We start from the raw sequence: 26,528 nt of genomic DNA, 5'->3' as shown, positions 1-26,528 counted from the left end.
GGCAGCCCGCGGAGCGACCACGGCACAAAAAAAGCGCCTGCGTTCTGGCAGGCACTCTTTCCAGTACTGCAAGGACCAAAACCGCAACCACGAGTCACGCTAGCACCGCAGTTGCGGGTTGTCACACGTTGATCGCAGCCAGTCAACATGAGACCGTATCCGGTCCGCCGCAGCGCTTTTCGGCCGCCGGACGTCGTGGTCCCCGGGCCGGTTCACGACCCGGGGACCACGACCCGCCATCACGGGATGCTCAGCAGCGCCTGCCCGCTCTCCTCGGCGACCCGGTTCTGCTCGGTGCGCCGCTCGGCCAGCATCAGCGCCGCGTCGCGCGGGGTGTGCCCCTCGGTGTCCCACGCCGCCAGCAGCAGCGGGATCTTGGCCAGCATCTCCTCGCGCAGCACCTGGAAGGACAGCACCGGGTCGGCGTCCACCCTGCCCAGCAGCAGCCACCACGCCCAGGCCGCGGCACCGGCGTTGGCCACGAAGTCCGGGATCACCGGGATGCCGCGGGTCGCCAACATCTCCTCGGCCTCGGGCGTGACCGGGTTGTTGGCCGCCTCGACGATCACCCGCGCCGCCACGTCCGGCACCTGGTTGGTGCCGATGGCGAAGGAGACCGCCGCCGGGATCAGCACGTCGACCTCCTGCGAGAGCACCGCCTCGCGGGGCAGCCGCTGGACGTCGGCCGGGACCTGCTCGCGGTCGATCTCGCCGAAGCGGTCGCGGATCTCCAGCAGAGCCGGGACGTCCAGGCCGTCCGGGTGGTAGAGGGTTCCGGCGGCATCGGCCAGGGCCACCACCTTCAGGCCCGCCTCGTGCAGGTAGAAGGCGGCGCCGCCGCCCATGGTGCCCACGCCCTGCACCGCGACGGTGGTCTCCTCCGCGGCCCAGTCGCGGGCGTGCACCACGCCCAGGCAGCACTGGGCGACGCCGTAGCCGCCGACCACGTCACCGAGCAGCAGGCCACCCGGCACCGGGGCGTTGAGCCCGGCCCGGACCCGGCGCAGCGTGCGCTCCGCGTCCGGCGCCCGGCGGATCGCCGCGTGGTAGGACTGGTGCATTCCGAGCTCTTCGAAGGCCTCGTCGATCAGGTGCTGGGGCACGCCCAGGTCCTCGGCGGTCACCCAGTGCGCGTCCAGCCACGGACGCATCGCCTGGAGGTAGCGCCGGAGCACTCCCTTGGCCTGCGGGTCCTTCGGGTCGCAGTCGATGCCGCCCTTGGCTCCGCCCACGGGCAGTTCGAACACAGCGGTCTTGCGGGCCATGCCGCGCGCCAGGTGCTCGACTTCTTCCATCGTGCAACCGGCGCGCATCCGCGTCCCACCGGTGGCAAGACCCGACACCAGGGTGTGCACGACCAGGAAGCCATTGCTTCCCGTCACCGGATCCGTCCAAGTCACCTTCATGAGCGGTTCGCCGCCGACGAGTCCCATGGGCGAAAACCTCCTTTCAGAGCGCATACGAGGTGGGGTAAGTCGATCGGGCTATGCCGACATAGGGCGGATAACCCGCCCTGGTTGCCGGTATAGCCCGATCAGATATGTGCTAACTCGAAGAGTCCGATTTGAGGAAGAAGATCCACAGACCCGGCCGGACGCGGGAGGTGATTCAACTCGGTTCGCATGGGCACCTCCCGCGTTGGCCGGAATGGCTCGAAGCTAAGGCCGGGGAAGTGAGATTGTCAACAATCGTCGGTTCGGACAACCGTTAAGACGTCGGAACGGGTGGATGACGGCAGGTAAAACGGCCCTATCCGGTTGGTGCGTAACGAGATCAACTCACCCGGCCCCGCCGGGGACGCGTTGGTCCTAAGCTTCATCGCGAAGGCGCTCGTGAGCCTTCACCGCCGCTCCGAAAACCGTCATTCCAGAAGAAACGGCCGCTCGGAGCAGGGGGAACGGCGTGCATCGCCCACGCTGCACGACTGGAAGGATGGGAGTCATGAGTCAACCTGACCCGCCGGGATCGCTGGACGAGGCCACGCAGCAGCAGCTGATCCAGGAGATCGGCCGGGTGATCGTGCGCGCGCTGCCCCCCGGCTGGCAGGAGTCCACCACGGAGTACCGCGCGCTCGGCGATCACGTCGAGACGGTGTGCCGGCTGATCGCGCCCAACGGCAGCGCGATCCCGCTCGCCGCGCCTCCTGAGGTCTCCGACCTGTTCGGACGGTTGCGGGCCGGCATGCACCAACCCGATCGGGGGACCTGGATCAGCGCGGTCTACCGGCTGCAGCGTCCCGGGAGCTACGCGGTCGACTTCAACGGCGACAACGAGCCGGACTGGCAGAGCCCTCCCCCGCCCTCGGCCTACGCCGAAGAGCTGCGCAGGCACCCCCGGCCCGCGGAGGCGACGCCGCAGTGGCTGGCCGCGGGCACCGCGCAGCAGGAGCCGCCGAGGCCGTCGCTGCGCACCGCCGAGGTCTTCGACGACCGGGGCAACCCGATCACCGAGCGCCCCGAGATCGGCCGCGCGGAGGCCGAGCGGGTGGCCGAGTACCTGGAGAAGGCACCGGTCGTGCTGGCCGCGCGCAGCTACGACAACGATCGCCTCGACCCCCAGCGCGCGGCGTCGGTCCCGATGACCTTCCACACCGACGGCAGCTGGATCTGGCCGGGTGCGGTGGCCTACTACCTGCGTCTGCACGGGGTGTCTCCGGAGCCCGACCTGCTCAACCACATCCGGGCGCTGGGCTTCCAGCTCCCAGAAGTCACCGAACCTCAGCGCGAGCTGGCGGTGTCGGTGATAACGGGAGAACACCGCTAGGAGTTCTCAGGGGGATCGCTTCGCCTGGCGGTGCCGGTAGGAGAACCTGACTCCTCGCGCATGTCGGCCCCGGCGCACTCCGAGGGGCGGGACGGTTCGTCCCGCCCCTTCGTCCCTTCAGACCGGTCGATGTGGCCGGAACTGCTCGGTCATCGGGGGCCCGGCGCCTGCGACAATCAGCTCATGGCTGATGACGTGGCGTTCGTGGGCGGCCCGGTGGCCACCATGGATGCCGCGCGCTCGTTCAGCGACGCCGTGCTGGTGCGCGACGGCCGGATCGCGGCCGTCGGCGGCGAGGCCGTGCGCGAGCGGATCCGTCCCCGCACCGAGGTGGTGGAGCTGCGCGGACGCCTGCTGCTGCCGGGGTTCCACGACGCTCACGTGCACCCGGTGTTCGGCGGCATGCTGAAGTTGCGCTGCGACCTCTCGCAGGCCACCGACGGTGGCGACTGCCTGCGGTTGATCTCCGAGCACCTCACCGAGTTCCCGGACTCGCCGTGGCTGCTCGGCGGAGGCTGGGACATGGCCCAGTTCCCGGGCGGGACGCCGACCCGGCGGGCGCTGGACTCGGTGACCGGCGACCGGCCCGCCTACCTGGTCAACCGCGACCACCACGGCGCGTGGGTGAACTCGGTGGCGCTGCGGCTGGCCGGCATCGACCGGCACACGCCCGATCCGCCGGACGGACGCATCGAGCGCGATCCGGCCGGGCGTCCCGACGGCACCCTGCACGAGGGAGCCACCCGATTGATGGAGCACGTGCTCCCGGCCGCCGGTTCCGAGCAGTACCTCGACGCCCTGGCGGCGGGGCAGCGCCACCTGCACGCGCGCGGCGTCACGTCCTGGCACGACGCCATCGTCGGCCGCTACCTCGGTTACGACGACCTGCTGTCGACCTACCTGGCCGCCGACGAGCGCGGGCTGCTGACCGGCAAGGTCCGCGGAGCGCTGTGGTGGGACCGCGATCGCGGCATCGAGCAGATCCCGGACCTGCTGGAACGCCGCAAGCGGGCACGAGGGAGGCGGTTCCGCGCGGAGACGGTCAAGATCATGCAGGACGGTGTGTGCGAGAACGCCACCGCCGCCTTGCGGCTGCCCTACCTGGGTCCCGCCGGCCGGGGGTTGTCCTTCGTGTCCCCGGAGGAGCTGGCGGAGGTGGTGCCGCGGCTGACCGCTGAGGGCTTCCAGCTGCACTTCCACGCCGTCGGCGACCGCGCGGTGCGCGACGCCCTGGACTCCGTGCGCGGGAGCGGACCCGAGCTCCGCCACCAGATCGCCCACGCGCAGGTGGTGCATCCGGGTGACATCGCGCGGTTCCGGGAGCTCGGGGTGGCGGCGACGATCCAGCCCCGCTGGGCGGTCAACGACGCGGCGATGACCGAGCTGACGGTGCCCAAGCTCGGGCACACCCGGGCGTCCTGGCAGTACCCGTTCCGCTCGCTGCGCGCGGCGGGGGTCGTGCTGGCGGCCGGCAGCGACTGGCCGGTGTCGGAGGCCGATCCGATGCTGGGCGTGCACGTGGCGGTCAACCGCCGGGAGAGCGGTTCGGACGATCCGCTGGGCCCGGACGAGGCGCTGGACCTCGTCGACGCCCTCGCGGCCTACACGGTCGGCAGCGCCTGGGTGAACCACGTCGAGCAGCACACCGGTTCCGTCGAGGTCGGCAAGGCGGCCGATCTGGTGGTGCTGGACGCCGACCCGTTCGCCCTGCCGCCGGAGGAGATCGCCGGGTGCGGAGTGGATCTGACGGTCGTCGACGGGGAGTTCGTGCACCAGCAGTGATCTCGCCGCTGGGCCGGGCGGGCGATGTCGTGTCCCGATCGTGTGCCAACTCCGGTGAGGCATTGGCGAGGGCGCGGGTGACTGGTTCCGTCAGCTGGCGACGGTGCACACCTCTGGGAGGCCGCTGACCCATGTCGTTCCGACTGCCCGAGTTCTACCTGTCCTACCCCGCCCGCTTGAACCCGAACCTGCAGCGAGCCCGCGAGCACACCAAGGTGTGGGCCCGCAGCATGGAGATGATCGACGTCCCGCAGCAGGGCAAGGAGATCTGGTCCGAGGCGGATCTGGACCGCGACGACTACGCGCTGCTGTGCGCCTACACCCACCCCGACTGCGACGGTGACGAGCTCGACCTGGTCACCGACTGGTACGTGTGGGTGTTCTACTTCGACGACCACTTCGTCGAGCTCTACAAGCGCGACCCGGACCTCACCGCCGCCCGCGAACACCTCGACCGGCTGCGGGCTTTCATGCCGGTCGAGGGACCGATCACCGAGCAGCCGACCAACCCCGTGGAGGCCGGGCTGGCGGATCTGTGGCGCCGCACGGTGCCGTCGATGAGCGCCGACTGGCGGCGCCGGTTCGCCGAGAGCACGAAGGCGCTGCTGGACGAGTCCCTGTGGGAGCTGCACAACATCAGCGAGAACCGGCTGTCGAATCCCATCGAGTACATCGAGATGCGCCGCAAGGTCGGCGGCGCTCCGTGGTCGGCGAACCTGGTCGAGCACGCCGTGGGGATGGAGGTTCCGGCCGAGCTCGCCGCGACCCGGCCGCTGAAGGTCCTGCGCGACACGTTCTCCGACGCGGTGCACCTGCGCAACGACCTGTTCTCCTACGAGCGCGAGGTCGCCGACGAGGGCGAGCTGAGCAACGGCGTCCTGGTCTTCGAGCGGTTCCTGGGCTGCGACACCCAGCAGGCCGCCGAGACCGTCAACGACCTGCTGACCTCGCGGATGCACCAGTTCGAGCACACCGCGCTGACGGAGGTGCCGAGGCTGCTCGACGAGCACGCGGTGGACCCGGCCGGACGGCTGGCGGTGCTGGGTTACGCCAAGGGCCTGCAGGACTGGCAGTCCGGCGGGCACGAGTGGCACATGGCCTCGGGGCGGTACCCCGAGGGCGGTGGCAACTCGTCGGTCCTGGGTGGTCCCACGGGTCTGGGCACCGCGGGCGCCTACATCGCCAAGTCGCTTATCTCGACCGCGCCGCAACGCCTTCGGAGCTTCACGAGGGTGCCCTTCCAGCCGGTCGGCCCGATTCAGAAGCCCCAGTTGGAGGTACCGTTCGAGCTGCGGTTGTGCCCTCACCTGGACGTCTCCCGAGAGCACGCGGTGGAGTGGGCGCGGGAGATGGGGATGTTCGCCGACGCCCCACCGGTGTGGGACGAGGAGGCGGTGCGGTTCAACGACCTGCCGCTGTGCGCCGCCGGGCTGGATCCGGACGCCTCGCTGGAGGAGCTCGACCTGGGCTCGCACTGGCTGGTGTGGGGGACCTACGGCGACGACCTCTACCCGCAGCGCTACGGCCACACCCGCGACGTGGCCGGCGCCAAGGCGCAGAACGAGCGGCTGAAGCAGGTCATGACCGACACGGGCGAACCGGGGATCGTGCCGGTGAACATGATGGAGCGCGGCCTGGCCGACCTGTGGCGGCGCACCACGGCTCCGATGAACGCCCGGGAGCGGCAGTCGCTGCGCAGCGCCGTGGAGGTGATGATCGACAGCTGGGTGTGGGAGCTGGACAACCAGGCGCACAACCACGTTCCGGACCCGGTGGACTACGTCGAGATGCGCCGCGCCACCTTCGGTTCGGACATGACGATCAGCCTGGCGCGCTTCGCCCACGGTGACGTGGTGCCTCCGGAGCTGTACGAGACGCGTGCGGTGCAGAACCTGGAGAACTCGGCGATCGACTGCGCGACGATGGTCAACGACGTCTTCTCCTACCGCAAGGAGATCGAGTTCGAGGGCGAGGTGCACAACGCGGTCCTGGTGGTGCAGAACTTCCTGGACTGCGACCAGGACCGCGCCTTCGAGATCGTGCACGGCCTGTTCAACGCGCGGATGGAGCAGTTCCTGCACGTCATCAACGTGGAACTGCCCGTCCTGTACGAGGAGCGGGAGGTCGCACCGGAGGCGCAGGAGGCGTTGAACCAGCACGCGGAGGAGCTCAAGGACTGGCTCATCGGCATCCTCAACTGGCACGAGAAGGTGGCCCGCTACCACGACTCCGAACTCCGGCACAACGCGCCGCTGAGCGGATTCCGCGCGCCCTACGCGCCTTCGACGCCGTGGGATCCGGTGCTGGGCTGAGTCATCGCCCGCCAGGCGGCCAGTCCGACGGCGGCGATGGCCTCGACGCCATCGCCGCCGCGGTAGCCCTTGGTGGACACCGCGTCGGTGAGCTGGTCGACGAGCACGGCGAGGACGACCTGCGGGGTGTCGTCGGTGCTCAGCAGCGCGACGTCGTGGCGCAGCCCCTTGATCTCGCCGGTCTTGTTCCAGCAGCGCGCGTTCTCGGGCAGCAGCAACGGGATCCGGTCGACGACCTGCTGCCGCGACAGCACGGTGAGGGCGTGGGCGGTCAGCGCCGGCGGCAGCGCGGTGCCCTCGGCGAGCGCGGTCAGGACGCGCGCCTGGTCGAGCGCCGTGGTCCGCAGGACGCCGGGAGCTTCGGTGTCCATGATGTGGCGCTCGATGCGTGTCCCGGTGCAGCCCAGGTCGGCGGTGCACGCGGCGATCGCGGTGAAGCCCACCTCGTCGATGACGGCGTTGGTGGCGGCGTTGTCGCTGACCACGATCATGAGGTTGATCAGGTCGTTCAGCGACGCCCTGGGCACGCTGGGGACCTCGAAGAGGACGCCTGTCCCGCCGGTCCGCTCGGCGGGCAGCTCCACCTGCGCGTCCAGGTCGAGCCGCCCGTCGGCGACGGCCCGCAACGCGGTGATCATCACCAGGACCTTGATGGTGCTGGCCGAGTGCACCTCGACCTCGGCACCTCGCAGCACCGGCTCGTTCTCGCGGAGGTCCCAGCTCGCGATGCCCACGCGCCCGGGGAGTTCCAACTCCGCCAGCTCCGCCTCGAACCTCGCCGCGTAGCCCATCCGCAAACCTCCTCAACGCCGTCCTCGCCCGCCAAGGAAAGCACACCGCGCGCCCTCACTCGCGAACCCCGGCCCGCTTCGCCGCGGTCGCCCGCAACCAAGTTCGGGCTCGTTGCTGCAGGTCCTGGACGTCCTTCCAGGACTGATCGACGGGGATCACGGCGACTCGCCGCCCGTTTCCGTGAACGGGTCCCGTGTCGCCCCGGAGCACGTCGATCGCCGGACCACCTCTCCCCCACCGGAAGGTGAACCCGCCGAGGAACAACCACTGGCACGGAATGCGGGCCACCGCTCACCGCCCGCAGCACGGGCAGCCGCACGCGAGGAAGTGGTTCTCCGCGTGGAAGTCGACGGCGTCCTTCGCGATCTGATCCATGTCCGCGACGACCCGGAAGCAGGCCGGTCCACCGACCGGGCACACCAACCAATCGCGACCGTCGACGAGAACCGTTGTGCGCTCCTGCGTTTCGCATCGAACCGGCGATCTCGGGGGCTGTCCGGCATCGCGCCGCCCCTCGTTCAACACCACCATGACGCGAAGTTAAACGCAGCGGAGACCGCAATTCCAGTTCTAGTCAGGACCTCGCATAAACTCGTCGGCTATCGATTCCAGCAGTTCTCCGGCTTCATTTCCGGAAACGGCGCGGTCCCGAAAATGATCGAAGATGTTCAAGTGGTAGGAGACGTCCCGGTAATCGCGCAACGCGACCTCGCCCGCGAAGATCTCGGTAAGCACGAGCCGGTCGTCGTAGACCACGAAAACGTTCAGCGGGGAGGCGTTCACCAGCGCTGAACTGGGAAGGACCGACAGATCGACGTTCGGGCGGTTCATCACCTCGATCATGTGCCGAAGCTGTCCCACCATGATTTCATTCTCTGCACGCTTCAACCGGACCGCTTGTTCGGTCAGCACGAAGTGAAAAGTCCGGGATTCATCGTTCAGCGCTTCTTGACTTTCCAGCCGCGCCTGCACGGCACGATCGATGTCGCGCGCAGGTCGCCCCTCCACCCCCGGTGTGAGCACAGCACGCGCGTAATCAGGCGTCTGGATGATTCCCGAAGGAATGGCGGGCAAGAACTGGCGAACGACCGACGATGCCTCCGCCAGGGCTTTGATCTCGGCTTGGCTCCGCCAGATTCCCATTCGGGCGGAGGAACGCAGCGAGGTGTACTCAACGTTCGCGGACCGGGTCAACGCGAGAAGTTCAGCCCGGACCTCAGCGGGCACGTCCAGCGCCTGCATGATCCGTTCGACGTCCGAGACCGTGGGCACCGTCTTGCCGGATTCGATGCGGCTGATCTTGGGCTGCGACATGGCAGTGCGAGCGGCCAGCCTCTCCCCGGAGAGTCCGGCCGCTCTGCGCAACTGCCTCAGCGTCTCAGCGAGGTCTTTGCGATGTTGATCGGTGTCAGGTCCGAGCATTCCACTCACTGAGGGGAACGGCGTGCGCCAACGCCGTGTCGCGCCACTGTAGGTACTGCGCCAGGTCTGGGTTCTCCCTCTGCTCCAAGTCGATGAGCGTACCGTCCGGGTTGAAGTTCAAGTGCACGACGAGCGACTCATCGAAGAACCAGAAGTCCTGGTCCGGTAGGTCCAGATCCAGCTCGGTCATGTCGAGTATTCGGATGTCCTCGCCCGCTTCGATGTTTCCGGGAATCCCCCAGTCCAGTTGGTACCGCTGGTATTCGGTCAACGGACGGGAGACAACTCGGACGCGGCCGATGCTGCGGCCGGACGCAACGATCTGCTGGACGGTTTCGTGCCAACGACGGTTGTGGTCGGCAGGCATCGGCTCCCCTGCCCGCCAACGGCGGATACCGTCCTGCTCGCGCGGCATGGTGTAGGTCGGTTGGCACTCGAAACGCCAGGTGGTCCGCCGGTACTCGTCGAACCGCTTGCCGAACTCGTCCCTGCTCAGGATCACTTCAAGTCCTCCTTCAGACGGTGCAGATCATCCGGACTGATGCCGGGACTTTTCACCAGAGCGGAAAACGCACCCAGAACGACTCCGGCGGGCAGCTCCACAGCCGTCTCACCGTCACCGAACTCCAGCCCTTCCGCCTCGGGTACGTGGGCTCCTTGCACCACTGCCGTGCCCAGGTCCGATACGTAAACGGCCGGGCAGCTCTTGTCCTCGCAACCGGACACTTTGCGCAGTTCCATGGCGCAAGCTTTGGGCAGGTGATCGACGCCGACAAGGTGTATTCACGTACTCGCATAACGTTTGAGCCGGTCAGGGGTCCCACTTTGATCACGCGGATGCGCTGCGTAGCGCTCAGGCACGCTCCTGATCGAAATTCTCACTGATGGGCTGACGTCTCGAAAGGGCCGCACATCCGGCAAGTCGGCTTCAGAGCAGGCCGAGGACTGCGAGGGCTGCTGCTGCGTCCTGGACTCCGATTCCGACGCTGTTGTAGAAGATGCGGTCCTCGGCGGACTTTCGGCCCGGGGCTTGGGCGGTGAGGATCGCGCCGAGCGGAGTCAGGCCGTCCCGGTCGAGGTCGCCGGTTTCGAGGGCGGTCATGATCGGACCTGCGTGGTGGGTGGCCGTGTCGACGTCGTCGACGACGATCGCGTCCGCTGTGCGCAGGAGGTCGCGGTCGACCTCTCGCCGGTGGGGTTCGAAGCTCCCGACGCTGACCACCGTGGCGCCCGGGGCGAGGTCGGCGGTCGGGACGACGGGGTCCGGGCTGAGGGTGCAGGCGACGACCATCGCCGCGTCGCGTACCGCCTCCGCCGGGGTGCCGGCGGCGCGGACGTCGAGTTCGAGCTCGGCGGCGAGCTCAGCGGCGGTCGACTCGCGGCGGGCCACGTCGCGGCTGTGGATCCGGACCTCGGTGAGCGCGCGGACGCGGGAGAGGGCCCGGACGTGCGCGCGGGCCTGGACGCCGGAGCCGATGACCGCCAGCACGTCCGCCTCGGCGGGCGCCAGGGCGTCGAGGGCGACCGCGCTGCCCGCGGCGGTGCGGATCTCGGTGAGGGTCGTGCCGGACATCGTCGCGGTGAGCGCGCCGGTCTCGGCATCGAGCACCAGGACCGTGGCGTTGATCGACGCCAGGCCGCGATCGGCGTTGCCGGGGTTGACCGAGACGAGCTTGGCGACCGGGCCGTGCCGGGGCGAGATCCGGCTCAAGTAGGACAGGACCGTGTCCTCCCCCGTGCGAATCGCTGTCTTCGCAGCTTGTTGCGCCTCTCCCCGGCCCAGGGATTCGAAGGCCAGGCGCTGCGAGGCGATCGCCGCGTCGTAGTCGAGGGAGGCGGCCACGTCGGCGTCGCTGAGGAGGTCCATGCGCACCGACGTTGGCACATCCGTTCGCCCATCGGAAGGCAGCCCCAGCGACGCTGGGTCTCAGCGCGACAAGAAATCACTCTTCTGATTCTCAACAGAGCGCGCTCCGTCGTTCTACGGTGATCTCAGCGTGGTCCCGAGCAGGAAGAGGTGCATGTCGGTGCAGGCGACGTTGAGCTCCGTGATCGGTCCGGACGCCCCGGAGGTGATCGACGGCGGAGGCGAGTACCTCTCGAAGAACCCCGCGAACCTCGACGACGTCGTCGCCAAGGTCGCGCTGGGCACCCCAGAGACCCTGGTGGCCGCGACCGAGCAGGCCCACCGCGCCCAGAAGGAGTGGGCGCAGGTCCCCGCTCCGGTGCGCGGCCGCGTCATCGCGGGCCTGGGACGACTGGTCGAGGCCAACAAGGAATCGCTGGCCCGGCTGGTGACCCGCGAGATCGGCAAGCCCTACGCCGAAGCGCTCGGCGAGGTGCAGGAGATCGTCGACACCTGCGACTTCTTCCTCGGCGAGGGCCGCAGGCTCTACGGGCAGACGGTGCCCTCGGAGATGCCGGACAAGCAGCTGTTCACCTTCCGCGTCCCGGTCGGGGTCGCCGTGGTGATCACCGCGGGCAACTTCCCGGTGGCGGTGCCGTCCTGGTACCTCGTCCCGGCCCTGCTGTGCGGCAACGCGGTGGTGTGGAAGCCGGCCGAGTACGCCGCCGGGGCGGCTCGCGCGGTGGCCGAGCTCGCGTGGAAGGCGGGCGTGCCCAAGGGCGTGCTCAACCTCGTCTACACCGACGGCGAAGCGACCTTCAAGGGCCTGGAGGCCTCGCTGCAAGCGGGCACGGTCAACAAGGTCGGCTTCACCGGATCCAGCGCGGTCGGCACCCGGGTCGGCGAGCTGTGCGGCCGTCACCTGCAGAACCCGTGCCTGGAGCTGGGCGGCAAGAACCCGATGATCGTCACCGAGGACGCCGACCTGGACCTGGCCGTGGAGGGCGCGCTGTTCTCCGGCTGGGGCACCGCCGGTCAGCGCTGCACCTCGCTGGGCAACCTCATCGTGCACCGCGACATCAAGGACGAGTTCACCTCGCGACTGGACGCGGCGCTGCGCGCGGCCACCGTGGGCGAGCCCGGTGGTGACGTGCTCTACGGTCCGATGCTGGACCAGAAGTTCGCCGACAACTTCGAATCCATCCTCGACACCCTGCAGCCGCACCACACCCCGCTCGGCTCGGACTCGGTCGGACGCATCACCAACGACAAGCCGCGCAGGGGTTTTCACGGCGATGCGGTCGCGGGCCTGTACTACCACCCGGTTCTGGTGGACGGGATGCGCACCGACGACCACATCTTCCGCCACGAGACCTTCGGGCCGATCGTCGGCGTCACCCCCTACGAGACCCTCGACGAGGCGATCGAGCTCGGCAACGCGCCCGGGTACGGGCTTTCGGCGGCGATCTACACCACCGACCCGGCCAAGGCGTTCCGGTTCCGGCAGGGCATCGGGGCGGGCATGGTCAGCGTGAACAACTCGACGTCCGGGGCCGAGGCGCACCTGCCGTTCGGCGGGAACGGCAAGTCCGGCAACGGAAGCCGCCAGTCGGGCATCTGGGTGCTCGACCAGTTCACCCGGTGGCAGTCGTTGAACTGGGACTTCTCCGGCAAGCTGCAGAAGGCCCAGATGGACGTCGACACCGTTGAACCTGAGATGGACTACCGCTTGCCGCCGGAACTCGGCCAGCTTTGATGTCACAGCAAGTAGTTCCTCCTTCCGCGGATGTGGTGGTCGTCGGCGGCGGGGCGGTGGGTGTCAGCACCGCCTTCCACCTCGCCGAAGCCGGCGCGGACGTGCTGTTGCTGGAACGCGGCGAACTCGGTTCGGGCAGCACCAGCAAGGCGGCCGGAGGTGTCCGGGCGCAGTTCTCCGATCCCGTCAACATCGAGCTCGGGCAGCGCAGCCTGCGGGCCTTCGAGGACTTCGCACGACGGCCGGGCGGCGACATCGACCTCAAGCAGCAGGGGTACCTGTTCCTGCTGTCGGATCCCGCTGATGTCGCCGCCTTCGAAGGTGGCGTGGCGCTGCAGAACTCGCTGGGCGTGCCGAGCCGCATGCTGACGGTGCAGCAGGCGTGCGAGTTGTCTCCGCTGGTCTCGCCCGAGGGGTTGCTGGCGGCGGCCTACTCGCCCACCGACGGGCACTGCACTCCCGAAGGCGTCGTCCAGGGTTACGCGCGGGCGGCCCGCGAGCACGGCGCGGTGCTGCGGCGCGGCGTCGAGGTCACCGGCGTCGACACCAGCGGCGGGGAGATCAGCGCCGTGCGCACCGACGCCGGAACCGTGCGCACCTCGACGGTGGTGTGCGCGGCCGGGGCGTGGTCCGCCGCGGTCGGTGAGCTCGCCGGTGTCGAGCTGCCGGTGCAGCCGCTGCGCAGGCAGATCCTGGTCACCGAGCCGATGCCGGACCTGCCGCCTCGGCTGCCGTTCACCATCGACTTCGCCACGAGCTTCTACTTCCACGAGGAAGGCCCCGGCCTGCTGGTGGGCATGTCGGATCCCGACGAGGAGTTCGGGTTCCGGCTGGGCACCGACGACCGCTGGCTGGGGCGGCTCAGCGAGGCCGTCGCGCGACGGGCACCCCGGGTGGCCGACGCCGGCGTGGCGCACGGCTGGGCCGGGCTCTACGAGGTCACTCCGGACCACAACGCGCTGGTCGGCAACGTCGGCCGGTTCTTCTACGCGACCGGCTTCTCCGGGCACGGCTTCCTGCAGAGCCCGGCGATCGGCGAAGTGATGCGGGACCTGGTCCTGGGACGCACACCGCCCATCGACGTCTCCGGTCTCGACGTGCGCCGATTCGACGGCGCCGAGGTCCGGCCCGAGCACAACTGCGTGTAGGAAGGGACAACCGTGGTTGATCTGTTGCAGGAGATCGACGAGTGGGGCCCGGAGAAGGTCGTCTGCGTCTCCGACGCGCGCACCGGGATGCGGGGCGTGCTGGTCATCGACAACACCGCGCGCGGCAGCGGCAAGGGCGGCACGCGGATGGCCCCGAGCGTGACCATCGGCGAGATCGCCCGGCTGGCGCGGGTGATGACCTGGAAGTGGGCGGCGGTCGACCTCTTCCACGGCGGGGCCAAGGCAGGCATCGCGGCCGATCCCGATTCGCCGGACAAGGAAGCGGTGGTGCGCGCGTTCGCGCGGCGCCTGGCCGACCAGATCCCGGCCAGCTACGTCGCCGGGCTCGACATGGGCATGACCGAGCACGACGCGGCCATCATCCAGGACGAGCTCGGCGATCGCGGTGCGGCCGTCGGCGTTCCGGAGGCGCTGGGCGGGGTTCCCTACGACCAGCTCGGCGTGACCGGGCACGGTGTCGCGGAGGCCGCGGTGGCGGCGCTGGAGCGGGCGGGCACGCCGGTGCCGGGAGCTCGGATCGCGGTGCAGGGCTTCGGGGCGGTCGGGGCGGCCACGGCAGCGCGACTGCACGAGCTGGGGGCGCAGCTGGTCGCGCTGTCCACAGCGGACGGTTCGGTGCACGACCCCGACGGTCTCGACGTGCCGGGGTGGCTGGCCGCCAGGGCGGAGTTCGGCGACACCTGCGTGGCGAAAGCCGCACCGGCGCAACGCATCGCGCACGGCGAGGAGTTGACCGTGGACTGCGACGTGCTGATCCCGGCCGCCCGCCAGGACGTCATCGACTCCTCGGTCGCGGCCCGCATCCGCGCCGGGCTGGTCGTGGAGGGCGCCAACCTGCCCACCGGTCCGGCCTCGCGCGCCGCGCTGGCCGCGCGCGGGGTGGAGGTCGTGCCGGACTTCATCGCCAACGCCGGTGGCGCCATCGCGGCCGGATTCGCGATGGACGCGCGGTATTCCGCGTTCCGGCCCGAGCCCGCCAGGATCCTCGACGAGGTCGCGACCCGGACCAGGCGCAACACCCTGCTGGTGCTCGACACCGCGGCGGAGACCGGGGTGCTCCCGCACGCGGTGGCCCTGGAGATTGCCCAGCAGCGGGTGCGCGAGGCGATGCGGCTGCGCGGCCGCCTGCCGGTCCCGGCCTGAACCACCTGAGGAGTCGGCGTGCTCAACCCCATTCATCTGCGGACCTTGCAGGAGTGCGTGCGCACGGGCTCGTTCGCCGAGGCCGGGCGGGTGCTGGGCTACACGGCCTCGGCCGTGTCGCAGCAGATGGTGCTGCTGGAGCGGGCGATCGGTGCGCCGCTGTTCGAGCGCTCGGCCCGGTCCGCCCGCAGCACCGCGCTCGCGCTGCGGCTGGCCGACCGGAGCCGGGACGCGCTCGGCGCGCTGGACTCGTTGGAACGCGAGGTGCGGGCGATGGTGGTCGGCGAGGAGGGCAGTCTCCGCCTGGCGTCCTTCGCCACCGCCAACTCCCGCGTGCTGCCCGACGTGCTCGCTGCCGTGATCTCGCAGCGGCCCCACGCCGAGGTGCAGCTCGACGAGGGCGAACCCGACGAGGTCGTCGACGGCGTCCTGGAGGGAGTGCTGGACGCCGCCCTGGTCTTCGAGTACGACCTCGACCCGCGTCAGTGGCCGATCGAGCTGTGCGCGGAGGAGCTCCTGGCCGAACCCCTTCGCGTGGTCCTGCCCTCGTCGCACCGGCTGGCAGGCCGGAGCCGGGTGGAGCTGCCGAATCTGGCGGGCGACAACTGGATCTGCACCCGCCAGGACACCGCGGGCGCCCGCTCGCTGGTCCGGCTGGCCGCCGCGGCGGGTTTCGCACCGCGCATCACCTTCCGCAGCAACGACTACTCCGTCATCCGCGACCTGGTGCGGCGGGACCTCGGCGTCGCCGTCCTGCCGGCGCTCGCCATCCCCCGGGAGCAGCAGGGCTTGGCCCGGATCACCGGCTTCGAACCGCACCGGCGGGTCAAGGTCCTCTACCGCGAGCAGAACACCAACCCGCTGCTCCCGGTCGCCCTGGAATTCCTCGCCAAGTCCTGCACAGCGGTCGCATCCGAGTGGGAGCAACCATGACCGAACCCGTCGACGAACACTTCCTGCAGTCGATCGCCCACCTCGGTGACCGGATTTCAGTGGAAATCGGAACCCCGAGTTCCACTGAAATCCGGTCGACCGCCGCATCGGGTGAGGACCTGGTGGGGTTGTTCGACTCCCAGGCGGGGAGCCGTCACCTGGATTTCAAGGCCCGTGAGCTGGGGAAACGTGGAGTGGGTTTCTACAGCATCGGGTCGTCCGGGCACGAGTCGAACGCCGCTGTGGCGGCGGCCCTGCGGGTGAGCGATCCGGCGCTGCTGCACTACCGCTCCGGGGCGTTCTACCTCCAGCGAGCCGGCGCGGTCGCCGGGAGCACCCCGTTGATGGACGTCCTGCTGGGTGTCGTCGCATCGGCGGACGAACCGATCTCGGCCGGGCGGCACAAGGTCTTCGGCAACGCCGACCTGTCGATCATCCCGCAGACCTCGACGATCGCCTCGCACCTGCCGCGCTCGGTGGGCCTGGCGTTCGCGTTGGAGCGCGGCGCGAAGCTCGGGGTGCCTGCGGAGTGGCCCGCCGATTCGGTCGTGGTGTGCAGCTTCGGTGACGCCTCGGCGAACCACTCGACCACCACCGGCGCCATCAACTCCGCGCTGCACTGCGGTTTTCAGGGACTCCCGCTGCCGTTGCTGTTCGTCTGCGAGGACAACGGGATCGGGATCAGCGTGCGGACACCGGCGGGCTGGATCGCCTCGACCTACCGGGACCGGCCCGGCCTGCGGTACTTCACCGCCGACGGAGCCGATCCGGTCGAGTGCCTGCGGGTGTCCCGGGAGGCCGCGGACTGGGTGCGCGAGCACCGCGCACCGGCGTTCCTGCACCTGCGCACGGTGCGGCTGATGGGTCACGCCGGCTCGGACGTCGAATCGGCGTACCGGTCGCGCACCGAGATCACCGCCGACCACGAGCGCGACCCGCTGCTGGCGACGGCGAGAGCCCTCATCTCCCGCGGCGTTCTCACTGCGGATGAGGTCCTCTCCCGCTACGAGGCGATCCGAGCGGAGGTCGCCGCTCTCGCCGAGGACGCGCTGACCCGTCGCAAGCTCGGCAGCGCCGCGGAGGTCATGGCCTCCGTGCACGCCCACTCCCCCGACGCCATCGCCGCGCGGACCGCCGAAACCCCCTCCGGCCGCGCCACGACCTTCGGCACCGCACCCGAGAACGAGGGGCCGCTGACGCTGGCGCAGGCGATCAACCGGTCCCTGGCCGAGGAGCTCGGGCGCGACAACCGGGTCGTGGTCTTCGGCGAGGACGTCGCGCGCAAGGGCGGCGTGTACGGCGTGACCCGGGGCCTGCGCAAGAAGTTCGGCGGCAGCAGGGTTTTCGACACACTGCTGGACGAGCAGAGCGTTCTCGGCACGGCGCTGGGCGCCGGTTTGGCGGGTCTGGTGCCGATCCCCGAGATCCAGTACCTGGCCTACCTGCACAACGCGGCGGACCAGCTGCGCGGCGAGGCGAGCACGCTGAGCTTCTTCTCCAACGGCCGCTACACCAACCCGATGGTCGTGCGCATCGCCGGTTACGGCTACCAGAAGGGCTTCGGCGGGCACTTCCACAACGACGACAGCGTCGCCGCCCTGCGCGACCTGCCCGGTGTCGTCCTGGCCTCGCCGTCCCGGCCGGATGACGCGGCGGCGATGCTGCGCACCTGCGTGGCCGCCGCCCGGCAAGACGGCCGGGTCTGCACCTTCCTCGAACCCATCGCCCTCTACCACACCCGTGACCTGCATGAATCCGGCGACAACGGCTGGTTGGCCCGCTATCCCGCGCCGGGCGAACACCACGTGCCGATCGGTCGCGCCCGCCTCTACGGCGACGGCAGCGACCTGACGCTGGTCAGCTTCGGCAACGGCGTCCCGATGAGCCTGCGCGTCGCCGAACGGCTCCGGCACCAGGGCGTGCACGCCCGAGTCCTCGACCTGCGCTGGCTCGCCCCGCTGCCGGTCGAGGACCTGCTCCAGGCCGCCGAAGCGACCGGCGCCGTGCTGGTCGCGGACGAGACCCGCCGCAGCGGAGGAGTTTCCGAGCCGGTCGTCACCGCGCTGGTCGACGCCGGGTTCAGCGGCCGGATCAGCCGCGTGACCAGTGAGGACAGCTTCATCCCGCTCGGCGCGGCGGCCTACCACGTGCTGCTCGACGAGGACACCATCGAGACCGCCGCGCTCAAGCTGGTCAGCTGACGAGCGCTTCACCGATGAGTCGAGCCGCCTGCGGGTAGGCACCGGGGTTGGGCCCGGCGTAGTTGAGGCGCAGGAAGCGGCCCGTCGGTTCGGCGGGGAACCACTCGTCGCCCGGGGCCACGACGACCCCGGCGGTTTCGCAGTCGCGCACGAGCGCGGGCAGATCGGTGGTGTCCGGCAACCGCACCCAGAGGTTGAGCCCGCCTGCCGGGACGTCCAGGTGCGCGCCGGGAACGTGCTCGCGCACGGCACCGGCCAGCAGGTCGCGGCGGGCGGCCAGCTGCTTGCGGAGGTCTCGCAGGTAGGTGCGCCAGGCCGGTTGGGTGACCACGTCCAGGGCCACGGCCTGCAGCATGCCGCTGACGTAGACGGCCTCGGACTGGGTGTCGGCGAGGATCCGCTCCCGCGCCGGACCTCGGGCGATGATCCCGGCGATGCGCACCGACGGCGACACCGTCTTGGTCAGCGAACGCAGGTAGACGACGTGCCCGTCCTCGTCGCGGGCGGCCACTGGAACCGGGTCGGTGGTGATGCCGAGATCGCGGGCCCAGTCGTCCTCGATCAGGAAGGCGCCGTGGCGGCGAACGGTGTCGAGCACCTCCTCGGCCAGGCGCGAAGACCACTGCACGCCGGTGGGGTTGGCGTAGTTCGGCTGGGCGTAGAAGGCGCGCGCACCGGTGCGCTCGAAGGCACGGGCGAGCTGGTCCGGGTCGGGACCGTCCGGTCCGCTCGGGATGGGCACCGTCTGCACGCCCACCTGGGCGGCCGCCACGATCGCTCCCCAGTACGTGGGCGATTCCATCAGCAGCGGACGACCGGCGCCCACCAGCGCCCGGAAGATCGCGCTCAGCCCGCTCTGGCTGCCGGGGAAGATCACCACGTCGCCCGGTACCGCCGTGCCGAGCTCGGTGGCGAACCACGCCTGCAGTTCCGGGACGCCGGCCGTGGCGGGCCGGTCGATGACCACGTCGCTGCGCGCCGCTCGCGTGAACGCGGACCGGACCAGCCGTTCGGGTAGCAGTTCGCGGCACGGGTACCCGGAGTGCAGCGCGATCACGTCGTTGGGCGCGGGCCGCATGGCGGTGGACAGCGTGGGGCGGCTGTTCTTCGGTGACCCCAGCGCGGCGGTCTGCCAGCCGAAGTCGCTCGGCCGGGCCACCCGAACCGATCGGACGAACGTCCCCACACCTGGCCGACTTTCGACGAGACCGCGGGACGCGAGGGCGCGCAGCGCCTTCTGCACGGTGACCGGGCTGACCCCGTGTTCTGCGACGAGCTCGCGCGTGGACGGCAGTTTCGCGCCCGGCTGAGCCGTCGCCATCCACTTGCGGAGTTCCGCGACAATCCGTGAGCTGCTATCGTCCGACATGACAGGCAATAGTAGCGCTACTGCTCTTCGTGAACCGGTGCTATCCCCGCCTCGCGCCGGACTGGCCTGGGGATTCCTCGGCGTCGTGGCGTTCTCGTTCACCCTCCCGCTCACCCGCATCGCCGTCGACGGGCTCTCGCCGCTGTTCATCGGGGCCGGCCGCGGCGCCGTCGCCGGGATCATCGCCGTCGTCGCGCTGCTGACCACCCGGCAGGCGCTGCCGCGCGGCACGCAGTGGGCGCGCGCCGCCGTCGTCGCGGGTGGCGTGGTCGTGGGATTCCCGTTCCTCACCTCGTACGCGCTCGCCAGCACCCCGGCCGGCCACGGAGCGGTCGTGATCGGCGTCCTGCCCGCGGCGACCGCCGTGATGGCGGTGCTGCGCGGGCACGAAAGGCCGCCGAAGGCGTTCTGGATCATGGCGTCGCTGGGGGCGATCGCCACGGTGTCCTTCGCCTCGCTGCAGGGCCTGGGCGGGCTCCACCTCGCGGACCTGCTGCTGTTCGGCGCCGTCGTCGCCGCGGCGATCGGCTACGCCGAAGGCGGACTGCTCGCGCGGGAGCTCGGCGCCTGGCAGACGGTCTCCTGGGCTCTCGTGCTGGCCGCACCCGTGATGATCGTGATCACCGGCATCGAGGTGGCCGAACATCCCCCGGGCGCGACCCCGGTGCAGTGGGCGGCCTTCGCCTACCTGGCGGTGATCAGCCAGAACCTCGGGTTCCTCGCCTGGTACCGGGGTCTGGCGATCGGCCCGATGGCCCAGGTCAGCCAGATCCAGCTCACCCAGCCCGTCATGACCATCCTCTGGGCCGCCCTCCTCCTGTCCGAACCCCTCACCTGGCCCACCGCCCTCGGCGCCCTGGCGGTGATCACCTGCGCAGCCCTCTCGGTCCGCACCCGCCGCAAGACCTGACCCACCGGAACCCGAACCCGGGGTCGCGGACGAGGGTCAGGACGGGTCGCCGAAGACCTTGCCGGGGTTGAAGATTCCGGCTGGGTCGAGGGCGTTCTTGATGTCGTGGTGCATGTCGATCACCTTCGGCGACAGCTCCGCGTGCAGGCCATTGCGCTTGAGAAGGCCCACGCCGTGCTCGCCGGTGACCGTGCCGCCGAGGTCGATGGCGTCGGCGACGATGTCGTCGAAGGCGCGCTGGGCGCGCAGGCGGGCCTCGTCGTCGCCGGGCGGGGTGATGATCAGCGGGTGCAGGTTGCCGTCGCCGGCGTGGGCGATGTTGGCGATCTGCGTGTCGTGCCGCTGAGCGGCGGCTTCGATCCGCGCGAGCATGTCGGGCACCAGGGCGCGCGGGACGCAGACGTCCTCGGTGAGCAGCGGGCCGAGCCGCTCCAGCGCCGGGTAGGCCAGGCGGCGGGCCGAGAACAGGGCGTCGGCCTCCTGCTGGTCGGTGGAACGCGCGCTCCAGGTCGCACCCGCTTCCTCGAAGCAGCGCACGAGGGCGTCGACCTCCTGCTCCCCCGCCTGTCCCGGCGCGTCCGACCGGCCGAGCAGCAGCACGTCGGCCTCGGCGGACAGGCCCATGTTCTTCCACTCGTCGACCGCGCGCAGGCAGTGCTGGTCGAGCAGCTCCAGCGCCGAGGGCACCACCCCGGCCGCCGCGACGGCCGCGACCGCCTCCCCCGCGGCGACCAGCGAGTCGAAGTAGCCGACCACGGTGCGCTCCGGTGCGCGCAGTCCCGGCAGGAGCTTCACCGTCACCTCGGTGACCACGCCGAGCGTGCCTTCGGAGCCGACGAACAGACCGCACAGGTCGTACCCGGCGACTCCCTTCGCGGTGCGCCGGCCCAGCCGCACGACCTCACCCGAGCCGACCACGGCCTCCAGGCCGAGCACGTAGTCCCGGGTCACGCCGTACTTCACGCAGCACACGCCGCCCGCGTTGGTGGCGACGTTGCCGCCGATGGTCGACCACGGCGAGCTCGCCGGGTCCGGCGGGTACCAGGCGCCGTGCTCGCGGCAGGCGGCGCGCAGGTCGTCGTTGACGACGCCGGGCTGGACCACGGCCAGCTGCTCGCGCGGGTTGATCTCCAGGATCCCGTTCATGCCTTCCAGCGAGATCAGCACGCATCCGTCGATGGCGTTCGCGCCGCCGGACAGGCCCGTCCCGGCTCCGCGCGGCACGACGGGCACCCCGTGCTCGGCGCAGGCCTCGACCGCGGCGACGACGTCCTCGGTGCTGCGCGCGCGCACGACCGCCAAGGGCTTCCCGCACGGCGCCCACTCCGCCTCGTCGTGGGAGAAACGTCCGGTGGAGTCCGGATCGGTCAGCACCACCTCGTCCGGCAAGGCCGAGCGCAGTGCCCGCAGCGCTGCGTTGTCCGAGTTGTCCACCATCGATTACCTCCCACTTCACGAACCGCCCACACAGTAACTCCGTGAACAGGACGTGGAGTTCGAGGTCTCAACCGAGCTCCGGGAAGCGGTGCGCCCAGATCTGCCGGGACCCGCTGATCGGATCGGACGCCAGCGAGACCGGCACGTTCAAGATCCGCGTCTGCCGATCGGTGAGCTGGTAGCCGGGCCAGCCGGGATCGCCGGTGGCGGCGAACGAGGTCCATGACCCGCGGATCGCGGCCGACAGCTCGTCGAACCCGGCGGGCGAGGCACCGAGCATCGCCAGCGCCAACGGGTCGTCGAGGTTGCCGAAGGTGAACGGGACGTCGAGCCCGTGCGTCGCGCCGAGCAGGCCGTCGCGCTGCGGGGTCTCCCAGGTGAACTCGTACAGGAAGCCGCGCCCACCCGCGGCCGCAGCAGCCTCGGCCATCCACACCGCGGGCATCCGGAACAGCCTGTCGCCGAGCAGCACGGTGTAGAGGTCGGGATCGGCCACGCCCGGATGCGCCGACCGGTACTCAGCGACCGTCGTCGGCGGCAGGTGCAGGTCGTCGGCCAGTCGCCGCACGTCGCGCGCCTCGGCGGGCAGGTCGATGGTGAACCCGGTCGCCTCGTCGCGGTTGAACCCGGCGATCACGTCGATGCCGTTGGCCGCACCGCCGCGCATGGCCACCCACGGCAGCTCGGAGAGCACCTCACCGTCGAGGACGACGTTGTAGGGCGTGCTGTTGGTCCAGGCCGCGCGGTTGCGGCCGATCTCCGCCATCGCGTGGGTCTGCGCGAGGTGCAGGGCTTCGGGCGGGACCTCCGCGAGCGCGGCGGTGGTCGCGGGCACGCCGAGCCGTCCGGTGATCAGCTCACCGATCTTGCGGTGCTCGTCCTCGTCGCAGTACATCGCCGCCGGGCTCTGCGCGATGGCGCGGCGGAACAGCCCGCGCCGCGCGGAGCCCGCGACCAAGGTCGCCACCGACACCGCACCGGCCGATTCCCCGAAGATCGTGACGTTGTCCGGGTTCCCGCCGAAGGTGATGATGTTGTCGCGGACCCAGCGCAGCGCGGCCAGCTGATCCAGGATCCCGCGGTTGGACGGGGCGTTGTCCACCCAGCCGAAGCCCTCGTAGCCGACGCGGTAGTTCACCGTCACCACGATCACGCCGTCGCGCGCGAGCTGCGCCCCGTCGAAACCGTCCGTCGAGGCGGTTCCTCCCAGGTACGCGCCGCCGTGGAACCACACCATCACCGGCAGGTGGCCGCCGCGATCGGGAGTCCAGACGTTCACGGTCAGGCAGTCGGTCGAGTCACCGGGCCGCCAGCACGCGGGCAGCGCGGGGTCCAGCGCGGCCTGCGGCACCGAGGCGCTGTAGCCCGAGGCGTCCCGGAGCCCGTCCCAGCGCTGCGGCGCCACCGGCGCCTGGAACCGGCGCGGCCCGTCCAGCGGCGCCGCGTAGGGAATCCCCTTGAACGACATGACATCGCCGTCGGAGATTCCCCGCACGGCGCCGTGCTCGGTTCGAACGATGAGGTCCACGCCTCCGTACAACCAGCCGAAGGTCGATAAGGAAGGCGGATTGTCAGCGTCCACGGCTCACGTCCCGTCGCTGAGTTCGGCGACCGCCTGCGGCAGCGCCTCGGCGAGCTTCTCCAAGTCTGGCAGCGCCGCCCGGTTCGCCTGCACGCCGATGTGCACGGTGCCGCGGAACTGCGAGACCGCGATCGACAGCGAGTGCCCGGAGGCCAGCGGGGCGAGCGGGAACAGCTCGGCGACCTCGGCGCCGTCGAGCGCGGCGTGGAAGGTCGGCAGCGGGACGTTGGTGATCATGGTGTCGAACAGCAGCGGCGCGCCCTGCGCGACCAGCGGGGTCGCCACGTGGTGCAGCACCTGCGGCAACCGGCCGGCCAGCACCGGGAACGCCCCTGGTCCGCGCAGCGGTCCGGCGCTCTTGTTGCTGCTCATCTCGGCGCGGATGGACGCCAGCCGGGTCGCCGGATCGGGTTCGTCGACCGGCAGCTCGCACAGGAAGCCGGAGAGCTGGTTGTTGCCGCTGCGCGGCTGGTTCCTGCGCCTGCGGCACACCGGGATCAGCGCGCGCACCGGGACCTCCCCGGAGTCCTCGCCGCGCGCGGCCATCCAGCGCCGCAGCGCTCCGGCGATCACCGCGAGCACCACGTCGTTGTTGGTGCCGCCGCCGTGGCGGGAGCGGATGCGGCGGATGTCGGCGAGGTCGATGGGCACCAGCGCGAGCCGGCGGGCCGGGGAGGTCGAGGCGTGCATCGGCGAGGACTGCACCGGGATCCGCATGTTGCGCATCACCGACGCCGCGATCCCCAACGATTCGCTGGACTTCGACAGCGTCCCGCGCAGCGCCCCGACCAGCTTCTCCGGCCGGCGGATCAGCCCGAACGCCTCGTCCAGCGGGTTCGGCGGCGGGGTCGCGGGGGTGTCGGTGAGGTCGGTGAACTCGTCGAGCAGCCGGACCCCGACCTCGACCGCGTCGTGCCCGTCGACCAGCGAGTGGTGGAACTTCATCAGCACCGCGAACCGGTTGTCGGCCAGCCCGGTGATCAGGTGCAGTTCCCACAGCGGGCGACGCTGGTCGAGCGGATCGGCGATCAGCTCGGAGGCCAGGACCGCCAGTTCCTCGCGTCCGCCGGGCGCGGGGATCTCGTGGTCGTAGACGTGCTCGGCGGCGTCGAAGTCGCGGGCTTCGCGCCAGTGCGGTTGCAGCCACGAGCGCTCCAGCCGCATGCGCAGCCGGGCGATGCGCTGCGCGCGTTCGGCCAGCACCCGCCGCAACCGGTCCCGGTCGACCGCCCCTTCGGGGCGGAAGACCGCGACGGCGCCGACGTGCATGGGCGTGTCCTCGTGCTCCATGCACAAAAAGGCCCAGTCGAGTGGCGTGAGTTCACTTCTGGATGGCGTCTCGGTTGCGCTCATCGCCTATTTCCCGTCAACAATAAATTGGTCATTCATGTTACAAATCATTTCTCGAATGGTCCGCGGGGCGCGTTTGCAGACCAAGCCGAAACCGGTTCGCAATCCGACGATCTGATGAACCGGCAGTCCTGCGAGCGAGCACGAACATGCTGGTGGCGACGACATCGACGGGTTCCTTCCGGTGCTGTCGGCGATCGGTGTGCGCGCACCGATCACCGCAGCGGTGAGGGTTTTCGGTTGGGCGCACGAGCGTTATTCACGTACCAGTGCGCCGTTGCACGATTCGTCATCGTAACCGCTGACGAGTGCATCGACCTTAGCGAAGAAATGATCGGTTGAGAACGACCGACATCGCGCGCGCTGAACCCCGGAAGAGTTTTGATCACTTCGTTCGGTGCCCGTTGGCGCTCAGGCGATCACCCGAAAGCATGCAGCAGCGCCGATGATCAAGCCCCGACGGTCGAAGCGATGACACCGAGCACCGGAGCGGAACCGGCGAAGCCGCCGGATTCTCACTCGAACGCTGCCTCGGAAAAGCACGAGACCCCGCCTCCGCAGGCGTGTCGCGCTGCGGAGGCGGGGTCTCGTGATTCCCAGCCGGGTGGTCTGCCTACTTGCCGGGCTCCCAGTGCTCCAGCATCGCCGCGAACGTCTCGAACGCGGGAGCGTTGTAGCCGTAGGGGGCTTCCAGGTGGACGCTGATCGGGAAGCCGAGGTCGTGCACGCCGTCGACGACCCGCTTGTAGAGGTCGACGACCGCCTGCTTGCGCTGCTCGAACCCGAGCTCGGCGGTGCGGGCGACGAACTCCTGCTCGGCGGCGACCGCTTCGTTGCCCGGGTCCTGGATGAGCCACTGGATGAGCTTCTTGTCGCCCTCCACGCCCGGGATGAACCCGAACGACAGCAGGATCTCCGGGCGGTGCGGCGTGGTGCGCGCGAACTCCTCGAGGAAGTCCACGATCGCGTCCGAGTACAGCAGCTGAGTCATTCCGTAGGTGGCGCCGCGCTCGCACTTGAAGCCGAACCGGCCCTGCTCCCCTTCCCGGGTCGGGATGAGGATGGACCCGCGGTGCGGGACGACGTCCTGGAACTTGGTGAGCGCGTCGGTGGGCGGTACTCCGGGGCCTTCGCCGTCGGCCATGTTCCGGGGCACGCCGACGAAGGCGATGCCGTCCATGTCGGCGTCGCGCAGCGCCTGCAGCCGCTCGGCCAGCGCGCGCTCGTCGTGGAACGCGGTGACCTGCGTGCACAGACCCCGCAGGTCGCCGAGCTCCGGGCGGATCGTGCGCCAGAAGTCGATGGTGTCCATCTTGGGCCGGAAGTCGACCGGGCGGTCGCCGTCTTCCTGGATGATCCCCGGGATCATCACGTGTCCGATGCGGCCGGTCAGCCCCGAGTTGCGGCTGAGCTCGGCGATCTTCTGACCCTCTTCAACGGCCCTCTGCACACCGCCGTCGAGGTCGGGCGGAACCAGTTCGAGTGCGATGGTGGTCATGTCGGCCTCAGGTATTCCTTCTGTCGACTTCGGTCACCGCAGCGCTTGTAGTGGATTCGCCTGCGAACCTGCGCGTGTGCGACAGGGACCGTTTTCTTTCAAGGAGAAGGTTTTTCGACGCGACCGGCGGCTCATCGCGGACGGCCGCCTGGCTATCGCGGAACCGGGGGTGGTCACCGCTCGCGGGGAGCGGTGACCACCGACCGGATCAGTAGCGGTAGTGCTCGGGCTTGTAGGGGCCCTCGACGTCGACGCCGATGTAG

At 70.1% G+C, this 26,528-nt stretch carries 20 protein-coding genes; 9 read left to right on the top strand and 11 right to left on the bottom strand.

Translation table 11 applies throughout. The features are described 5' to 3' along the window. Positions 1 to 239: 239 nt before the first annotated feature. Entirely contained in the window at positions 240 to 1,433 is a 1,194-nt protein-coding gene (locus tag AB0J91_RS28575; RefSeq protein WP_363794395.1) for a Glu/Leu/Phe/Val dehydrogenase dimerization domain-containing protein, read from the bottom strand. A 508-nt stretch (positions 1,434 to 1,941) separates the two neighbouring features. Between AB0J91_RS28575 and AB0J91_RS28570 the strand changes: the two genes are divergently transcribed. The 3 genes from AB0J91_RS28570 (at position 1,942) to AB0J91_RS28560 (ending at position 6,857) form a co-directional block, all read left to right on the top strand. Next, entirely contained in the window at positions 1,942 to 2,763 is an 822-nt protein-coding gene (locus AB0J91_RS28570) for a hypothetical protein (RefSeq protein ID WP_363874907.1), read from the top strand. Between the two features lie 183 nt (positions 2,764 to 2,946). Beyond that, positions 2,947 to 4,545 (top strand): amidohydrolase, encoded by a 1,599-nt coding sequence (locus AB0J91_RS28565; protein ID WP_363874904.1) that lies wholly within the window; start codon positions 2,947 to 2,949, stop codon positions 4,543 to 4,545. 131 nt (positions 4,546 to 4,676) lie between these two features. Then, complete coding sequence (locus AB0J91_RS28560) at positions 4,677 to 6,857, top strand: germacradienol/geosmin synthase (protein WP_363874902.1); 2,181 nt, start codon at positions 4,677 to 4,679, stop codon at positions 6,855 to 6,857. Here AB0J91_RS28560 and AB0J91_RS28555 read toward each other — a convergent pair. The 5 genes from AB0J91_RS28555 to AB0J91_RS28535 form a co-directional block, all read right to left on the bottom strand. After that, entirely contained in the window at positions 6,818 to 7,648 is an 831-nt protein-coding gene (locus AB0J91_RS28555; protein ID WP_363874899.1) for a serine hydrolase, read from the bottom strand. The genes AB0J91_RS28560 and AB0J91_RS28555 overlap by 40 nt on opposite strands. Positions 7,649 to 8,219: 571 nt before the next feature. Next, positions 8,220 to 9,071, bottom strand: a complete 852-nt coding sequence (locus AB0J91_RS28550; RefSeq protein WP_363874896.1) for a helix-turn-helix transcriptional regulator — start codon at positions 9,069 to 9,071, stop codon at positions 8,220 to 8,222. Next, the gene (locus AB0J91_RS28545; protein WP_363874893.1) at positions 9,058 to 9,573 is read right to left on the bottom strand and encodes a DUF6879 family protein; all 516 of its coding nucleotides are present in this window, start codon (positions 9,571 to 9,573) and stop codon (positions 9,058 to 9,060) included. The genes AB0J91_RS28550 and AB0J91_RS28545 overlap by 14 nt, the downstream gene beginning before the upstream one ends. Next, positions 9,570 to 9,812, bottom strand: a complete 243-nt coding sequence (locus AB0J91_RS28540; protein ID WP_363874890.1) for a hypothetical protein — start codon at positions 9,810 to 9,812, stop codon at positions 9,570 to 9,572. The genes AB0J91_RS28545 and AB0J91_RS28540 overlap by 4 nt, the downstream gene beginning before the upstream one ends. Before the next feature lie 187 nt (positions 9,813 to 9,999). Continuing rightward, positions 10,000 to 10,938, bottom strand: a complete 939-nt coding sequence (locus AB0J91_RS28535; protein WP_363874887.1) for an ornithine cyclodeaminase family protein — start codon at positions 10,936 to 10,938, stop codon at positions 10,000 to 10,002. Positions 10,939 to 11,092: 154 nt separating this feature from the next. Between AB0J91_RS28535 and AB0J91_RS28530 the strand changes: the two genes are divergently transcribed. Genes AB0J91_RS28530 through AB0J91_RS28510 form a run of 5 tightly spaced genes read left to right on the top strand, consistent with a single transcriptional unit; the run spans position 11,093 to position 18,119 of the window. Beyond that, positions 11,093 to 12,673: an aldehyde dehydrogenase family protein gene (locus AB0J91_RS28530; protein WP_363874884.1), complete on the top strand. Its 1,581-nt coding sequence runs from the start codon at positions 11,093 to 11,095 to the stop codon at positions 12,671 to 12,673. After that, positions 12,673 to 13,821 carry an FAD-binding oxidoreductase gene (locus tag AB0J91_RS28525; RefSeq protein WP_363874881.1) on the top strand — a complete coding sequence of 383 codons (1,149 nt, stop codon included), beginning with the start codon at positions 12,673 to 12,675 and terminating at the stop codon, positions 13,819 to 13,821. The genes AB0J91_RS28530 and AB0J91_RS28525 overlap by 1 nt, the downstream gene beginning before the upstream one ends. A gap of 12 nt (positions 13,822 to 13,833) precedes the next feature. Next, positions 13,834 to 14,985, top strand: coding sequence for a Glu/Leu/Phe/Val dehydrogenase dimerization domain-containing protein (locus tag AB0J91_RS28520; protein ID WP_363874878.1), 1,152 nt, complete (start codon positions 13,834 to 13,836; stop codon positions 14,983 to 14,985). Between the two features lie 18 nt (positions 14,986 to 15,003). Continuing rightward, a complete protein-coding gene (locus AB0J91_RS28515) occupies positions 15,004 to 15,918 on the top strand; it encodes a LysR family transcriptional regulator (RefSeq protein WP_363874875.1) in 915 nt (304 codons plus the stop codon). Further along, positions 15,915 to 18,119: a thiamine pyrophosphate-dependent enzyme gene (locus AB0J91_RS28510; protein WP_363874872.1), complete on the top strand. Its 2,205-nt coding sequence runs from the start codon at positions 15,915 to 15,917 to the stop codon at positions 18,117 to 18,119. Before AB0J91_RS28515 ends, AB0J91_RS28510 begins: the two co-directional genes overlap by 4 nt. Here the strand turns inward: AB0J91_RS28510 and AB0J91_RS28505 are convergent. Next, the gene (locus AB0J91_RS28505; protein ID WP_363874869.1) at positions 18,112 to 19,488 is read right to left on the bottom strand and encodes a PLP-dependent aminotransferase family protein; all 1,377 of its coding nucleotides are present in this window, start codon (positions 19,486 to 19,488) and stop codon (positions 18,112 to 18,114) included. The two genes, AB0J91_RS28510 and AB0J91_RS28505, sit on opposite strands and share 8 nt — an antisense overlap. Positions 19,489 to 19,525: 37 nt before the next feature. Here AB0J91_RS28505 and AB0J91_RS28500 point away from each other — a divergent pair, with 37 nt between their 5' ends. Then, positions 19,526 to 20,398, top strand: a complete 873-nt coding sequence (locus AB0J91_RS28500) for a DMT family transporter (RefSeq protein ID WP_363874866.1) — start codon at positions 19,526 to 19,528, stop codon at positions 20,396 to 20,398. A gap of 36 nt (positions 20,399 to 20,434) precedes the next feature. Here the strand turns inward: AB0J91_RS28500 and AB0J91_RS28495 are convergent, their stop codons facing one another. From AB0J91_RS28495 to AB0J91_RS28480, 4 genes are all read right to left on the bottom strand, one after another. Continuing rightward, positions 20,435 to 21,835 (bottom strand): FAD-linked oxidase C-terminal domain-containing protein, encoded by a 1,401-nt coding sequence (locus AB0J91_RS28495; RefSeq protein WP_363874863.1) that lies wholly within the window; start codon positions 21,833 to 21,835, stop codon positions 20,435 to 20,437. Between the two features lie 67 nt (positions 21,836 to 21,902). Continuing rightward, a complete protein-coding gene (locus AB0J91_RS28490) occupies positions 21,903 to 23,363 on the bottom strand; it encodes a carboxylesterase family protein (RefSeq protein ID WP_363874860.1) in 1,461 nt (486 codons plus the stop codon). A gap of 57 nt (positions 23,364 to 23,420) precedes the next feature. After that, positions 23,421 to 24,770, bottom strand: a complete 1,350-nt coding sequence (locus AB0J91_RS28485; protein WP_363874857.1) for a wax ester/triacylglycerol synthase family O-acyltransferase — start codon at positions 24,768 to 24,770, stop codon at positions 23,421 to 23,423. 610 nt (positions 24,771 to 25,380) lie between these two features. Further along, entirely contained in the window at positions 25,381 to 26,265 is an 885-nt protein-coding gene (locus AB0J91_RS28480) for a mycobacterial-type methylenetetrahydrofolate reductase (RefSeq protein ID WP_363874854.1), read from the bottom strand. Between the last annotated feature and the right edge of the window lie 263 nt (positions 26,266 to 26,528).

It is taken from the genome of Saccharopolyspora sp. NPDC049357, assembly GCF_040677225.1.
Taxonomy (GTDB): Bacteria; Actinomycetota; Actinomycetes; order Mycobacteriales; family Pseudonocardiaceae; genus Saccharopolyspora.
The sequence above is the reverse complement of the archived record's forward strand: the minus strand, read 5'-3'. Positions and strand labels throughout refer to the sequence as shown.

Bases quoted from the DNA above. Each gene is read 5' to 3' on its own strand.
- AB0J91_RS28575 (WP_363794395.1), bottom strand. From the start codon at position 1,433: ATGGGACTCGTCGGCGGCGAACCGCTCATGAAGGTGACTTGGACGGAT.
- AB0J91_RS28540 (WP_363874890.1), bottom strand. From the start codon at position 9,812: ATGGAACTGCGCAAAGTGTCCGGTTGCGAGGACAAGAGCTGCCCGGCC.
- AB0J91_RS28555 (WP_363874899.1), bottom strand. From the start codon at position 7,648: ATGGGCTACGCGGCGAGGTTCGAGGCGGAGCTGGCGGAGTTGGAACTC.
- AB0J91_RS28525 (WP_363874881.1), top strand. From the start codon at position 12,673: ATGTCACAGCAAGTAGTTCCTCCTTCCGCGGATGTGGTGGTCGTCGGC.
- AB0J91_RS28570 (WP_363874907.1), top strand. From the start codon at position 1,942: ATGAGTCAACCTGACCCGCCGGGATCGCTGGACGAGGCCACGCAGCAG.
- AB0J91_RS28535 (WP_363874887.1), bottom strand. From the start codon at position 10,938: ATGGACCTCCTCAGCGACGCCGACGTGGCCGCCTCCCTCGACTACGAC.
- AB0J91_RS28510 (WP_363874872.1), top strand. From the start codon at position 15,915: ATGACCGAACCCGTCGACGAACACTTCCTGCAGTCGATCGCCCACCTC.
- AB0J91_RS28485 (WP_363874857.1), bottom strand. From the start codon at position 24,770: ATGAGCGCAACCGAGACGCCATCCAGAAGTGAACTCACGCCACTCGAC.
- AB0J91_RS28565 (WP_363874904.1), top strand. From the start codon at position 2,947: ATGGCTGATGACGTGGCGTTCGTGGGCGGCCCGGTGGCCACCATGGAT.
- AB0J91_RS28560 (WP_363874902.1), top strand. From the start codon at position 4,677: ATGTCGTTCCGACTGCCCGAGTTCTACCTGTCCTACCCCGCCCGCTTG.
- AB0J91_RS28505 (WP_363874869.1), bottom strand. From the start codon at position 19,488: ATGTCGGACGATAGCAGCTCACGGATTGTCGCGGAACTCCGCAAGTGG.
- AB0J91_RS28495 (WP_363874863.1), bottom strand. From the start codon at position 21,835: ATGGTGGACAACTCGGACAACGCAGCGCTGCGGGCACTGCGCTCGGCC.
- AB0J91_RS28530 (WP_363874884.1), top strand. From the start codon at position 11,093: ATGTCGGTGCAGGCGACGTTGAGCTCCGTGATCGGTCCGGACGCCCCG.
- AB0J91_RS28480 (WP_363874854.1), bottom strand. From the start codon at position 26,265: ATGACCACCATCGCACTCGAACTGGTTCCGCCCGACCTCGACGGCGGT.
- AB0J91_RS28550 (WP_363874896.1), bottom strand. From the start codon at position 9,071: ATGCTCGGACCTGACACCGATCAACATCGCAAAGACCTCGCTGAGACG.